Below are 13317 nucleotides of genomic sequence, written 5' to 3' on the forward strand. Positions count from 1 at the left end.
AATCGTCTCTGTAATTCATAGGGGACGATTCTTTTACTTAGAACAAAAAAATCATGATGTTTAAGACAAGATCGGCACTTATTCTTACGCATCAAGCTGGGCAGGTTAGCACAATACGAAAAGTTGAAAGTGAATCCAATTAATGGTATTTTTACATTAAAGCTGTACAGTGCTACGACCAAAGTTGCAAGGGAATCATCCCAATTACTGAAGGTTCCTAACGTATTCATTTGATAAAATTTTTAGTAGTTGCCAAGTAAATAGATTTAATTATGAAATGATATACAGAGAGGGATGAGACAATGGAAAATAAATGGCCAAAAGAAATGAAAGTAGCGCAAATCCGAGTTGCACGTCCTACTGATCAACTAAAAAAGGTTGTAAACTTCTATTGTGAGGGATTAGGCTTGAAAAAAATCGGTTCTTTTGAAGGACATGAGGGATATGACGGTATAATGATTGGGCTTCCCAATTCAAACTATCATTTAGAGTTTACTCAACATAAAGATGGAAGTCCATGTCCTGCTCCAACGAAGGATAATCTGCTTGTCTTCTATATTCCTGAAAGTAAAACTATTGAAGAAATCACAAATAGATTGAAAGGTATGGGTTATGATTCAGTATCTCCAGAAAATCCATATTGGGAAAAATCAGGTGTTACAATTGAAGATCCAGATGGTTGGAGAATTGTATTAATGAATTCGCCCGGCATAGGAAATTAAAATAAAAAAACTGCAATTGAAAAGTAAGGTTATCTGAGCATGTTACTAAAAGGATTACACCTTTTCCTCATTCAACCAACGGGCGCGATTCTTTAATAGGAATCGCTTTTCTTATAGAAACAGGTGCTAGTTCTATAGAAGACCACAATAAGTAGTCTCTTATATTTGTTCAAAAATCAACAGCATTACTGTCTAACAAAGCCTAAAATAAAAAAGCCTCAACTCCTTAAAGGAATTGAGGCTTGTACTAATATTTATCATTTGAGCAGGAAAGTACGCTTTCTTCCTGTTCAATTAAAGTATGTTAAATAATACGAGTTGTAACGATGCCTGTGATTTGTTTGATTTTTTCCTCTAAACCAGGAATGATATCGCCGTTTACTTCACCGTCAATGTCAATCATCGTATACGCGTATCCACCACGGCTTCTGTTAACCATGTCAGCGATGTTCAAATTATAGTCTGATATAGCCAGTGTGATCTGCCCAACCATGTTTGGAACGTTTTCGTGGAAAGTTGCCACACGACGCTTTCCTGTATAAGGAAGGGAAGTGTTTGGAAAATTCACTGAGTTTTTGATGTTCCCTGTTTCTAAGAACAACTTCACTTGACGAGCTGCCATAATAGCACAGTTTTCCTCTGATTCTTGCGTAGAGGCACCAAGATGTGGGATTGGAACTACATTTTTCATTTTCAATACATTTTCATTCGGGAAGTCTGTAATAAACCTGCCAACTTTCCCGCTTTCAAGTGCAGCTTCCATATCCGTTTCATTCACAAGCTCACCACGTGAGAAATTCAAAATATGTACGCCCGGTTTCATGATGCTAAATGTTTCTTGGTTAAACATTCCTCTTGTATCATCAGTTAATGGCACGTGTACAGTAATATAATCAGATTCAGCAAACAACTGTTCAATCGTCATAGCGCGCTGTACATTGCGGGACAAGTTCCAAGCTGTATCGACAGAGATGAACGGGTCAAATCCAATCACATCCATGTCTAAACCTAGTGCATCATTAGCTACAAGCGCACCGATCGCTCCTAAACCGATTACACCAAGAGTTTTCCCCTTGATTTCTTTTCCAACAAATTGTTTCTTTCCTGCTTCTACAAGCTTTGGAACTTGTTCTCCTTCACCTTCTAACGTCTTTGTCCAGGCCACACCGGCAAAAAGGTTACGAGATGAAGCCATTAAAGAGGTTAGTACCATTTCTTTTACAGCGTTAGCGTTAGCACCAGGGGTATTAAAAACAACAATTCCTTGCTCTGTGCATTTGTCGACGGGAATATTATTGACACCCGCTCCAGCCCTTGCGATTGCTTTTAAATTATCGCCTAATTCTAATGCATGCATGTTAAAGCTACGAAGAACAACAGCATCAGGGTTTTCACTGTCATTGTCGATAGTAAAGTTATCCTTATTGAATACATTTAACCCGCTTTCAGCAATATTATTTAAGGTTTTGATTGTTTTCAGTTTTTCTAAAATTAATGTGCTCATATTATTTCTCCTCTTTTAATTTATGATAGTTTTTAAATTCCTAAATTAATTAACAAGATGTTAAGCAAGCTACTAATCAAATTTCATAAAAATCTGTGTATTCTCTAATAATGGATTTTAGTCTTCACTATCCTCTCCTAATAAACAGAAAGAGGCAAGGGATAATTTCCCTTACCTCTGCCCAGGCGAACGGCTACGACACTATATGCTCCCTCACGGTTATCCGCGTTTCGCCAGTCACACATAGTCTTTTTAATTAATTATATTTTATCAAATTCTCCATCAACCTTCAACTACAATTTTAAAAGGTTATCCTATTTCAGTTCCTTTGGCAGAATTATTTAGTAGAATTCCCCATTGCTCAGTCCCCTTAGCAAGAAGAATATTCTTCCAATAGATGTTCTATCTTTAGTTCTTGTATTGGAAGGGTTAAACCCTTAAGCAGGTTTAATAGCTTTTTCCATATCTTGCTGACGCCAGTACTCTTCAATTTCTTCTAAAGTTTTCCCTTTGGTTTCTGGTGTTTTATAGTGAATAAATACGCAAGCAACTATTGATAATACCGCGTATATTAAGAAGACATTATTTCCAATGACACTTAACAATGGCGGGAAAGTATACGAAAAAAGAAAATTCAATGTGTACTGTAAAAATGTAATGACTCCCATTCCGATCGCTCTTGCCTGCAAAGGTAACACTTCAGGTATGAATAGCCAGAATACAGGACCTAGACCGATTCCAAACGCGAAGACGTATAAGAACACACAAACCATACTAAATATCGTAAAATCTGAAAATAGTGCTAAACCGATTAATGGTAGGACCTGCCCGCCAATACTATAGATTAATAATGTTTTTCTTCCCAGTTTATCAACAATGAATAGCGATATAGCCGTGGAAATAACTAAGGCAGTACCTATCCCGAAGTTGGCTATATTCGATCCGCTCCACCCGTTAATTTCCACTCCTTCAAAGATGATTGGAGCAAAGTATACTACTGCATTAATCCCAGTGAAGACCTGAAAAAACGTTAATATGAAGTTCATATTTAGAATCTTTTTATACTGGCCAACTAAATGTTTGAATCCGACAGTTTGCTGTTTTAGTGAATAATTAATATCGCTTATTTCATCTTCCACTTCTTTCTTCGATCCTCTTAGTTTCATTAATACTTTTCTTGCACGTTCTTCTTTTCCTGCAGTCATTAGCCAACGTGGACTTTCGGGTGAGATTAGCATCCCAATCGTAAAGATTGCAGCAGGAATAATACCTATTCCTAGCATGATTCTCCAAGAACCACTAGCAGAAAAGGAAGCTCCTACAATGTAAGCACTTAAAATTCCGACATTTACACTTAATTGATATAATGCACCAATTAATCCTCTGATTTTAGGTGGAGCTAATTCAACCAGATATATCAACGAACACATATTGGCTATTCCGCATCCGATTCCAAGGATAAATCGCGATCCTATTAAAACGCTTACATTAGTAGCGAAGGCACAACCAATAGACCCAACAATAAACGTGATGCCTGCTCCTATTAAGAGCGATTTCCTTCCTAATACTTTAGATAAGGAGGTTGAAAGAACAATAGCAGGCAATGCTCCTAAAAGAAGGAAACTTACAATCAATCCTTGGCCGGCTGGGCTTAATCCAAATTCCTCGGTAATAAAGGGAATCGCTGGAGAAATGGCACCAGAATCAAAACCATATAAAAGTCCAGCCAAGCCACCAAAAATCGCATAAACATACATAATATTCGGAATTTTTTGCAAATAACTCACTCCTTTTAGATTCACTAATTAAAGTACACCTTTTTTCAATATAAGATTCGCATACTGTGCACGTTCACTTGTAGCGATAATGGCATATGCCGCCTTACTTCTTTCGTAAAAATCCGTTCTTTCGACTTTTTCTATTTGGACAGGAAAGTCGCTCGTTTTTTTTATTATATCTTCATAGGTCTGCCAGATTACAGGGTTTTTTTCATCGCCTTGAACAGGATTCATCAGCATGACTGGAAACGTAACATACGTATCTAGTGGAAAAAACTCTAATATGGCCCGTAAAAAATCAGCAACGCCATGTCCATGACCATTGATTATCCGGTTGGAATGACTTGCAGCCGGATAGTTTCCGTCTGCAAGTACAATCTCATCACCGTGCCCCATCTCCATCATAACTTTCATCAATTCTGGAGAAATAATAGGCGGGATTCCTTTAAGCATTAGTCAAAACCTTTTCACTTTCTTGAACAAATTTGTTCGTTAGTGTTCCAAGCTTTTCGATTTCAACAGTGACCACATCTCCTGGCTGAATATAAACGCGCTGATCAGCCGGTAAGCCTAATACGACTCCTTCAGGTGTACCTGTTAAAATAAGATCTCCCGGCTCTAACGTCATGTGCTGGGAAATATAACTTACGATTTCTGCGCATGAAAAGATCATATCGGAAGTATTAGAGTTTTGTCTTATTTCATTATTTACGTACGTTTTCAAATTAAGGTTGTTTGGATCTCCTACTTCGTCCGCTGTCACTAAGAAAGGTCCTACTGGACTAAAATCATCACAGGTTTTTCCAAGCAGCCACTGCTGTGTTCTCATTTGCAGATCTCTTGCAGACAAATCATTGACTGTACAATAACCAAAAACATGAGAAAGAGCAGCTTCTTGTGTTACGTTCTTTGTCTTTTTTCCAATTACAATTCCCAGTTCAACCTCATAGTCCAGTTCATTCGTTACATTTGGTATAACAATTTCACTTTGATGACCTGTTAACGTATTATCAAATTTGTTAAACAAGATAGGCACTTCAGGATACGGTGCATTGGTTTCATCTGCGTGTCTTCTGTAATTCAATCCGACGCAAATGATTTTATGAGGTTTTGTAACACTAGGACCGTATATAAGCCCTTCCTCTTCAATAGCTACTGCACTTCCATTTGTGACAGCTTCATTAACCTTTATTTCAAAATCTTTTAGTTCGGATTGATTGAATTCAATTACTTGCATCACATCTGTTACTATATTGTTCCATTCATTCTTCTTAGCAGTTTCTTCGATATCTATTAAGTTATTCTCAATCTGAACAGCCAGTTTCTGCTTTTCACCTTTTATAAAAGTAGCTAGTTTCATAGTTTCATTCTCCTTTTATGCATTTTTCCCAAAAACAACTCCGCCATCAATATATAAAGGCGATCCCATCATGAACGTAGACTCATCTGAAGCTAGAAATAGTGCAGCCTTTGCCACATCACTAGGTCTTCCTAATTCTCCGCTTAACTGTCTTTTCTTGATCGATCCGATTGCGATTTCAGGATCGTCATATGAATTTTTCAAATAATCTTCAACAAATGGAGTTAAGATGGTGCCCGGCAATAAAGCATTTACTCGAATATTATAAGGGGCATAGTCCACTTGCATGGCTTTTGTCAGAGCAAGTACAGCGCCTTTCGTTGCTGAGTATGCGGCACGTTTAACTAGACCCATTTCCGCAGCGCAAGACGACATATTGATGACTACTCCACTTTTTTGTTCCATCATATAAGGAAGCGTGTATTTAGAGGGTAAATAAACTCCCTTCACATTTACACTCATAATTCGGTCCCAGACATCTGGCTCTACTTCGTCCACTCTACCCACATTGCTGATTCCTGCATTGTTGAATAGAATATCTATTTTTTTATACGTCTCAATAATCTGTTGTATTGCAGATTGAACCGCTTCAGGATTCGTCACATCTACTTCGTAAAATGCTGCTTTTCCGCCATTTTCTTCTATTTCAGAAACTGTTCCTTGCCCATTTTCAGCATGAATGTCTGTGATGATAACAAATGCGCCTTCTTTTGCGAATAAACGGGCTGATTCCTTGCCTATACCGCTTCCTCCGCCAGTGATAACTGCTATCTTGTTGAGTAGTCTCATAATGTTACCTCCTGTTCATGATTCATATGATCTTCAGGCTGTGCCGCTTTAACCGTTAATCCGCCATCTACCATTAACAGATGCCCATTGATTTGCACGGCTTCATCAGAGGCTAAAAAGACAACAGAATCTCCAATTTGTTTTTCTGTACCAAGTCTCTTCATTGGATTCGCTTCAATCTCTTTTGCTAGAATTTGAGGATCTGCCAAATATTCATCACACATATCCGTTGCAACGGTGCTCGGTCCGACTGCATTTACATTAATATTGTATTTGCCTAACTCAATCGCCAAGGCCTTTGTTAAATGCGAAGCTGCTGCTTTTGATGAGATATAATGCGGGATTACTGGACTTGTCACAAGAATACTCGCAGTTGATGTAATATTAATGACTTTTCCGTATTTATTTTCGATCATTTTTTTCGCCGCTCTTTGTGTTGTCAAAAAGATCGATTTTACGTTCGTCTGATAGGTATCATCCCATGTTTTTTCTGAAAGACTCAAAAAAGGTTCAAATGGAGCAATACCAGCATTATTCACTAGGATCTCTACCGATCCTAACTCTTTTTCCACTTGGTCTATCATTTGGTCAACTTCTTCTTTCACCCCAACATTTGCTTTCACAACAATCGCTTGAATATGAAACTCTTTTTCTACTTTTTCTTTTAAAGCGTTTGCTTTTTCAAATGAACCGGGTGATGTATAATTGATAGCCACATTAGCGCCTTCTTCAGCTAATCTCATGACAATTGCTGCTCCAATCCCTCGGCTACCGCCTGTGACAAGAGCTGTTCGATTTTTTAATTTACTCATATATAGATCCTCCTTCTCCTATTTGTTTCTACAGGCTGATGCTGATTCGGCTGATACTAAATTCTTGATGGCCTAAAATTTCAGCTTTTGTCAGCTCACCTTGTGCTGTTTTAAGAACCGTTTCGAAAATACGATTTCCTGCTTCTTCTGTTGTTTCTTTTCCTTTCATTACAGGACTTGTATCTATATCAATGTTATCGATCATTTTGATGGCAGTATGTTCATTTCCCGTTATTTTGATGACCGGAATAATTGGATTCCCAGTTGGTGTCCCTCTTCCTGTCGTAAAGCAGACCATATGAACACCAGCGGCAGCCATACCCGATACACACTCGATATCATTCCCTGGTGAATCCATGAAGTAATAGCCGTTCCCTGGAATTTCTTCTGCAAAAGATAATACATCGTTCAAAGGAGCAGTACCTGCTTTGCTTATACATCCAAGAGATTTTTCTTCGATAGTAGACAGGCCTCCCTCTATATTGCCCGGGCTTGGATTTCCGCCACGCATATCTGCCCCAATGCGTTCTACTTCTTTTTCAAATTTATTAACATAGGCATATAGCTTATTTGCCACTTCTTCGCTCACAGCTTTTTGAGCGACAATATGTTCAGCCCCGATAATTTCAGTTGTTTCACCCATTACAATGGTTCCGCCCTTATTTAAGAGCTGATCAGCTGTTTTTCCTAAAGCGGGATTGCTGCAAAGACCAGATGTAGCATCGGAACCGCCGCATTTCACACCTAGTATTAATTCTGATATAGGAACATCTACTTGTGGCACTTTTTCGATTTCCTTGAATAAGCTTTTTGCCAATTCAGACCCTTTTTGAATAGCTTTTATCGTTCCGCCTGCATTTTGGATATCAAGCCACTCAACAGGTTTTCCTGTTTCTTCTTCAATTTCTTGTTTCAAAACTTTGGCATCAATAACCTCACAGCCTAAGCTAATTAAAAGAACTGCACCAACATTTGGGTTTTTCCCCATACCTCCAAGAAGTCTGTGTGTACGTTCCTTGTCATCACCAATCTGGCTGCAGCCATGCTGATGCGGAATAGCCACAGAGTCTGGTACTGCTTGCTGGATTCTATTGGCTACGTGATTTGCACAAATGACAGTCGGGATAATTAACAGATGATTACGTATTCCAAATTTCCCGTTTGAACGACGGTACCCTTTTATCATGCTCATCGTTGTTTCTCCCCTTCCGCCTTATCTCCTCTTCCTCTGATTCCTTCAATATTATGTACATGTACATGTTCACCAGGTTCGATATCACTTGTCGCTGCACCGATTACTTCTCCATATTTGATAACCGTTGCTAATTTTTCAATCGGTTTAATTGCGATTTTATGTCCAAATGGAATCGATTGCTTGGCTGTCAATACCGCTTTTTGGCCATTGATGACGTATAGTAATGTTTCTTCTTCTTCTACATCTTTCAAAAGAGTCGCTACATTATCTTGATCAGACATAACGATGCTCGTAACGTCCTGTTCATAGCCTACTTTACTCATGGCTATCTCCCCTTTCTTTTAATTTGTAAAAGGCTTTCGCATTATTAGAAAATATTTTATCCATTTCCTTATTGGTTAAATTTTCCGGTAAATTTCTTTTGATAATCTGCAGTGCTTCATCATAGCTTCCAGCTGATAAACATACAGGCCAATCGCTGCCGAAAAGCAAACGGGATGGACCAAATGTTTGCACAATATGATGAATATATGGCTCAAAATCTTCAGTTTTCCACATAGCTGGATTCGCTTGCGTCATTAAACCCGACATTTTGCACCAAACATTCGGAAACAGTGATAAAGAGTACATATCCTCTTTCCACTCGCTTAAATCCCCTTTAGTAATATTCGGTTTAGCCATATGATCTATTACTGTCATTAAGTTCGGAAGCGTTTTCAATAAAGTTAAAATCGATGCAATGTGTTTATTATTAATTAATAAATCTAATGGAAGATTATATCTAATAAGCCATTTTAAATTTTCTATCACTTGCTCTTGTAATATCCAATCACTATTTTCTAAATCCTGGAGCATTGGACGCAAACCAACAATTCCCGGTCGTTTCATTAACGAATCTAGTTGCTTCGGAAAAGCTGGAGAAGATAAGTCTATCCAGCCAACTACACCATAAATCCAGTCATACCGTTCATACAATGATAAAAGAAATAAAGTCTCTTCATATGTAGGAGCAGCTTGGATAAGAACAGTTCCAGCAATACCCTGTTTTTCTAATAAGGGATCTAAATCTCCTGGAAGATAATCTTGATAGAGGACTCCCATATCTTTTGAAAGCCAAGAATAGTCAGCTCGGTCAATCTTCCAAAAATGCTGATGAGCATCAATAATCATTTTGACCTCCTATTGTTACTAGAATGTTACCGGTAACATTAAAATAACAACAATATTTTAAATTGTCAATAAATTAATTGCAACAATATCAAAATAAGGATTTGTTAAACAACACTGTTAATATTTAGAGATAAGAAAAAGGACCTATAGCGAGGATAGTTCAGTGGAACAATCTAAAAAAACCTGTATACATTTATACAGGTTTTTAATCAAGCTTTTTATTAAATGGTCTTGTAAAGTGACAACAAAGAAATTCATTTTTAATACCTCAAACAATGTAATCTTATCCCTCATACGCTTGCTTTAATGTTTTGATGTCAATTTTTTTCATTTGGAGCATTGCATTCATAACTCTTGCTGATTTTTCTGGATCGTGGTCGCTTAGCATCTCAGTTAGGGCCGTAGGAATAATTTGCCACGAAACACCATACTTATCTTTCAGCCAACCGCACACTTGTGCCTTCTCGTCTCCGCCTTCGGAGAGTTTGTCCCAAAAATAGTCCAATTCTGCTTGTGACTCGCAATTGACTATAAATGATATTGCCTCTGTAAATTTGAATTGCGGACCGCCATTTAATGCTACGAATTCCTGGCCCTCCAGTTGGAATTCCACGGTCATTACTGTTCCTTCTAATATCCCGTGGATTTCATGCCCCTCTTTTCCATAGTGAGTGATTCTTCCAATCTTGGAATTTTTAAAGATAGAAGCGTAAAATTTAGCCGCCTCTTCTGCTTGTGTATCAAACCACAAGTTTGTTGTGATTTTTCTTATACCCATTTTAAAGCACCTCCATATATTCTCTAAGTCTTAACAAAAAAGGATGTTTTTATTTCCGCTAAGTCTAAAGCTGAAGTTGCAGTTATCTTAGAGTTATCCGTTATTCAAGAATATGGTCCCATTCAAAAAGGACACCTTCTTTTTTTCATAAAGGCGCCCTTTAATGGAATAACTACACCACTTGAAATAGCTGGTAATGCGGAATAATGTGCTAATGTTCATAAACAAGCCACCGCTTAGTGGGTTTGATAATTAACTGGAGCCAATCAGTTAGTTAAAGATGGATAAAAAGTTCCCACTCTTTAACATCTTAATCATTCCGTAATTTGCTTAGCAATTGGAAAATCTGCCCCCTATGATGTGATTCATGTTCAATCAAATGGTACACAACCCACTCAGGTGTGACGTCATATTGTTCAAGAACCCTCGGTTTACGCCAATCTGTTAGATCCATTGAACGAAAGTGGGAAAGAAACACTTCACGTACCTTATTAAGTCGGTTAACATGTTCTTCTACAGTTTGTCCCTCAATATGGGTTAAAGAGCCCTCCTCAGAACGGCATTCTAACGGAAACAACGAGCGTATTTCAGAATCCCATTCAGTAACAAGAACCTCTTCATATAACCAATCTGCCTCGACCAATGCAATGTGATATAACAGCGAGCCAATCGTTTGTCTTTCATCCATTTTTGTATCAAGGATCCCTTGGCTGATTCCAGTTAATTCTGTTAAAAGAGTACGGCGAACATCTTCTAAACACCATAGCCATCCGCCAATTTCTTCTTCATATTCTGGAAATCGAGATACCAGTAAAGCTCTTCTCTCCAAACTGATCATCCTCCTCTTAATCAAAGTCTTACATTCTATTAAAAATGGATGGTTCCTTCTTTAATACAAAAAATCATATTAAATATAATAGTTTTATTCCCCATTAAATATCTTTATTGTCATTCAACAGGTCTCCCAATCGAATTAACAATTTGTTTTTAAAGAATAATAATTACATTTCTACAATTTACGACAACATTAGCACTATCTAGATAGTAATATATAACTATAATAAAATGAGAAAACGGCAAACTAATCGAAAGGTTAGGACGCAAAGCTAACAGGTCTAAGGTCAGATTGACTATGATAGCTGGGCTACCTCTTCAACGGAGGAATAGGTAATGTTACTTCAGACAAATGACAGAGTAAAAGAATTAGATACAGAATGGATTGAACTCATTCAAATGGCTATCAATGTAGAAATACCGTTAGAGGAAATTAGGGGATTTTTATTAGAAGGTAGACAATAGGCCTATGCTTGCTGCCTGACACATTTTTTACACATTAACGCCTTTTTTCTATTTCTTTACTTTATCAAAATAGAAAAGCTAATAATTCACCTTTAGCTGTAATAACTAGGATGGTTTGCTACGGTAATTATTTTCATTGCTACCCTATAGGCAGATTGCCCTTCAAAAATGGCTTTATAGTAATGAAGTTGATTTTTCTTATTTGGCCAAGAGAAGGATTCCTCAACAAGACAGTCGAATATTCTTCACTAAGGGGTAAATTGGAATCCCTATAAATTACCTATCGGATAGGAGGGCAAATATGCAAACTCATGAGTTAGAACTAGTAATAAAGAATGCAGACCGAGCAATAAATAATGAGGATTTCGATCAATTAATGGATTTCTATTCAGAGGATGCTACATTAGTTGTAAAACCTGGAACGTTAGCTAAAGGAAAAGAAGAAATACGTCGGGCATTCGTTGCTATCGCTGATTATTTTAATCATAGTTTAATTGTTAATCAAGAAAAGATGGCAATAATCGAAACAGGTGATACGGCATTAGTTGTAGCAAAAGCCCTTCTGAGTGCCAATCAAAAGACTGATTCGGTATTCTCAATGGAAAGAATGGCTACCTATGTTTTTAAAAAGGATTCGACAGGTACCTGGCGTTGCATAATTGATAATTCTTACGGTGCTGAATTACTTGAATAAGTCATGTACAGATATTTGAATAAATAGAAAAGGCTCACCTTCTTTTAGGTGGTTTTTTCATTTGTATTAATCTCCGCAGCAGAGAAAAACTCCTATTATTTTATAGGAGTTCCAGATGATTTTCTGATTACCAATTCAGGCTTTAAATTTATTGTTCGATAATCAGCTGGACCGACTTCATCTACTCTTTCAATCACTAATTGTGTTCCTAAATATCCGAAGTCATAAGCAGGCTGCGAAGATACAGTCAAAAAAGGATCAAAGTCTGAAAATAATTCTAAATCGTCAAAGCAAACGACAGCTATGTCTTCTGGAACTTTAATCTTTTTTTCTCGTAAACTTTTTATAATTTTAATGGCAATGAAGTTATTCGCTGCAAAAATCGCTGTTGGACGATCAGCAGGAGAAACATTAACCAAATGAGCGATTCCATTCCATCGCTTTTCTTGTTTATAATGAGTCTCTACTAGGAAAGCGGGATCTATCTTTAAATCATTAATTTTTAACGTTTCAATATACGCCTGATACCGCTCTTTCGAAGTGGAAATCGTAAGTGGGCCATGAACCATCGCTATTCTTTGATGACCATAATCAATTAAATGCTGAAGAAGCAATTTTGTCCCTTCATAGTTATCTCCAAGTACTCTATCACACGAAACATCTTCAATTTGCCTATCTATTAATGTAAATGGGATTCTGTTTTTAATAAGTTTCTTTAAGTTTTTGGTCGATTGATCACCTGTTGGAGCAATAATTACGCCATCTACCCTTTTAGAAATTAATGCATTGATATACTCACTTTCTTTTTCGTAGTTTTCATCTGTATTACATAAAATAAGCTGATATCCCATTTGATTAGCCTTATCCGCAGCGCCTCTTGCAACCTTTGTAAAAAAGGGGTTAGTGATGTCAGTTATGATTAATGAAAGTAACTTGGTTTTTTTAATATTCAAACTTTGAGCAGCTGAATTTGGTATATAGTTTAACTCTTTTATAACAGCTTCTACTTTTTCTCTAGTCTTTTCACTGATATTTCCTTTATTATTAATAACTCTCGATACAGTCATCGGTGAAACATTCGCTTTTTTTGCAATATCGTAAATTGTCGTCACTTTTTGTACCCGCCTTTACATTTTCCCTTATATTGTATCATAAGTATAAATTGTTATTTTATACTTTAACAAGCAGGCAATCATGTTGACTCAGGTACGACACT

At 37.2% G+C, this 13317-nt stretch carries 15 protein-coding genes and 2 riboswitches; of the genes, 3 read left to right on the plus strand and 12 right to left on the minus strand.

The window, feature by feature from the left end:
* The first annotated feature begins 302 nt into the window (after positions 1–302).
* Positions 303–722, plus strand: a complete 420-nt coding sequence (locus JFV29_RS22950; protein ID WP_098175535.1) for a VOC family protein — start codon at positions 303–305, stop codon at positions 720–722.
* A gap of 304 nt (positions 723–1026) precedes the next feature.
* On the opposite strand, the gene JFV29_RS22955 is transcribed toward JFV29_RS22950, so the two are convergent.
* From JFV29_RS22955 to JFV29_RS23005, 11 genes are all read right to left on the minus strand, one after another.
* Complete coding sequence (locus JFV29_RS22955; RefSeq protein WP_053347601.1) at positions 1027–2226, minus strand: phosphoglycerate dehydrogenase; 1200 nt, start codon at positions 2224–2226, stop codon at positions 1027–1029.
* A gap of 172 nt (positions 2227–2398) precedes the next feature.
* Positions 2399–2477, minus strand: a riboswitch (ZMP/ZTP riboswitch).
* 186 nt (positions 2478–2663) lie between these two features.
* Positions 2664–4004 carry a sugar porter family MFS transporter gene (locus tag JFV29_RS22960; RefSeq protein WP_200964801.1) on the minus strand — a complete coding sequence of 447 codons (1341 nt, stop codon included), beginning with the start codon at positions 4002–4004 and terminating at the stop codon, positions 2664–2666.
* A gap of 27 nt (positions 4005–4031) precedes the next feature.
* Entirely contained in the window at positions 4032–4457 is a 426-nt protein-coding gene (locus JFV29_RS22965) for an RbsD/FucU family protein (RefSeq protein ID WP_201186586.1), read from the minus strand.
* Positions 4450–5364: a fumarylacetoacetate hydrolase family protein gene (locus tag JFV29_RS22970; protein ID WP_201186588.1), complete on the minus strand. Its 915-nt coding sequence runs from the start codon at positions 5362–5364 to the stop codon at positions 4450–4452. Before JFV29_RS22970 ends, JFV29_RS22965 begins: the two co-directional genes overlap by 8 nt.
* 15 nt (positions 5365–5379) lie before the next feature.
* Positions 5380–6153 carry an SDR family NAD(P)-dependent oxidoreductase gene (locus JFV29_RS22975; protein ID WP_201186590.1) on the minus strand — a complete coding sequence of 258 codons (774 nt, stop codon included), beginning with the start codon at positions 6151–6153 and terminating at the stop codon, positions 5380–5382.
* Entirely contained in the window at positions 6150–6965 is an 816-nt protein-coding gene (locus JFV29_RS22980) for an SDR family NAD(P)-dependent oxidoreductase (RefSeq protein ID WP_201186591.1), read from the minus strand. Before JFV29_RS22980 ends, JFV29_RS22975 begins: the two co-directional genes overlap by 4 nt.
* A gap of 28 nt (positions 6966–6993) precedes the next feature.
* The gene (locus JFV29_RS22985) at positions 6994–8157 is read right to left on the minus strand and encodes a UxaA family hydrolase (RefSeq protein WP_201186593.1); all 1164 of its coding nucleotides are present in this window, start codon (positions 8155–8157) and stop codon (positions 6994–6996) included.
* Complete coding sequence (locus JFV29_RS22990; protein WP_190270905.1) at positions 8154–8483, minus strand: UxaA family hydrolase; 330 nt, start codon at positions 8481–8483, stop codon at positions 8154–8156. Before JFV29_RS22990 ends, JFV29_RS22985 begins: the two co-directional genes overlap by 4 nt.
* Positions 8476–9330 carry an amidohydrolase family protein gene (locus JFV29_RS22995; RefSeq protein WP_201186595.1) on the minus strand — a complete coding sequence of 285 codons (855 nt, stop codon included), beginning with the start codon at positions 9328–9330 and terminating at the stop codon, positions 8476–8478. Before JFV29_RS22995 ends, JFV29_RS22990 begins: the two co-directional genes overlap by 8 nt.
* 283 nt (positions 9331–9613) lie before the next feature.
* Positions 9614–10108, minus strand: a complete 495-nt coding sequence (locus JFV29_RS23000) for a VOC family protein (RefSeq protein WP_201186597.1) — start codon at positions 10106–10108, stop codon at positions 9614–9616.
* Positions 10109–10418: 310 nt separating this feature from the next.
* A complete protein-coding gene (locus tag JFV29_RS23005) occupies positions 10419–10937 on the minus strand; it encodes a DinB family protein (RefSeq protein ID WP_201186599.1) in 519 nt (172 codons plus the stop codon).
* Between the two features lie 236 nt (positions 10938–11173).
* A riboswitch (cyclic di-GMP riboswitch) is annotated at positions 11174–11260 on the plus strand.
* An 18-nt stretch (positions 11261–11278) separates the two neighbouring features.
* Between JFV29_RS23005 and JFV29_RS30740 the strand changes: the two genes are divergently transcribed.
* Both JFV29_RS30740 and JFV29_RS23010 read left to right on the plus strand, forming a co-directional pair.
* Positions 11279–11407 carry an anti-repressor SinI family protein gene (locus tag JFV29_RS30740; protein ID WP_242485378.1) on the plus strand — a complete coding sequence of 43 codons (129 nt, stop codon included), beginning with the start codon at positions 11279–11281 and terminating at the stop codon, positions 11405–11407.
* A 301-nt stretch (positions 11408–11708) separates the two neighbouring features.
* Complete coding sequence (locus JFV29_RS23010) at positions 11709–12101, plus strand: YybH family protein (RefSeq protein WP_201186600.1); 393 nt, start codon at positions 11709–11711, stop codon at positions 12099–12101.
* 95 nt (positions 12102–12196) lie between these two features.
* On the opposite strand, the gene JFV29_RS23015 is transcribed toward JFV29_RS23010, so the two are convergent.
* Positions 12197–13213: a LacI family DNA-binding transcriptional regulator gene (locus tag JFV29_RS23015; RefSeq protein ID WP_201186601.1), complete on the minus strand. Its 1017-nt coding sequence runs from the start codon at positions 13211–13213 to the stop codon at positions 12197–12199.
* Positions 13214–13317: the final 104 nt, after the last annotated feature.

This window comes from Peribacillus sp. TH16 (genome assembly GCF_016651095.1).
GTDB lineage: Bacteria > Bacillota > Bacilli > Bacillales > DSM-1321 > Peribacillus > Peribacillus butanolivorans.

Coding starts and splice junctions, on each gene's coding strand:
- JFV29_RS22950 (WP_098175535.1), top strand. CDS start 303: ATGGAAAATAAATGGCCAAAAGAAATGAAAGTAGCGCAAATCCGAGTT.
- JFV29_RS22955 (WP_053347601.1), bottom strand. CDS start 2,226: ATGAGCACATTAATTTTAGAAAAACTGAAAACAATCAAAACCTTAAAT.
- JFV29_RS22965 (WP_201186586.1), bottom strand. CDS start 4,457: ATGCTTAAAGGAATCCCGCCTATTATTTCTCCAGAATTGATGAAAGTT.
- JFV29_RS22970 (WP_201186588.1), bottom strand. CDS start 5,364: ATGAAACTAGCTACTTTTATAAAAGGTGAAAAGCAGAAACTGGCTGTT.
- JFV29_RS22975 (WP_201186590.1), bottom strand. CDS start 6,153: ATGAGACTACTCAACAAGATAGCAGTTATCACTGGCGGAGGAAGCGGT.
- JFV29_RS22980 (WP_201186591.1), bottom strand. CDS start 6,965: ATGAGTAAATTAAAAAATCGAACAGCTCTTGTCACAGGCGGTAGCCGA.
- JFV29_RS22985 (WP_201186593.1), bottom strand. CDS start 8,157: ATGAGCATGATAAAAGGGTACCGTCGTTCAAACGGGAAATTTGGAATA.
- JFV29_RS22990 (WP_190270905.1), bottom strand. CDS start 8,483: ATGAGTAAAGTAGGCTATGAACAGGACGTTACGAGCATCGTTATGTCT.
- JFV29_RS22995 (WP_201186595.1), bottom strand. CDS start 9,330: ATGATTATTGATGCTCATCAGCATTTTTGGAAGATTGACCGAGCTGAC.
- JFV29_RS23000 (WP_201186597.1), bottom strand. CDS start 10,108: ATGGGTATAAGAAAAATCACAACAAACTTGTGGTTTGATACACAAGCA.
- JFV29_RS30740 (WP_242485378.1), top strand. CDS start 11,279: ATGTTACTTCAGACAAATGACAGAGTAAAAGAATTAGATACAGAATGG.
- JFV29_RS23010 (WP_201186600.1), top strand. CDS start 11,709: ATGCAAACTCATGAGTTAGAACTAGTAATAAAGAATGCAGACCGAGCA.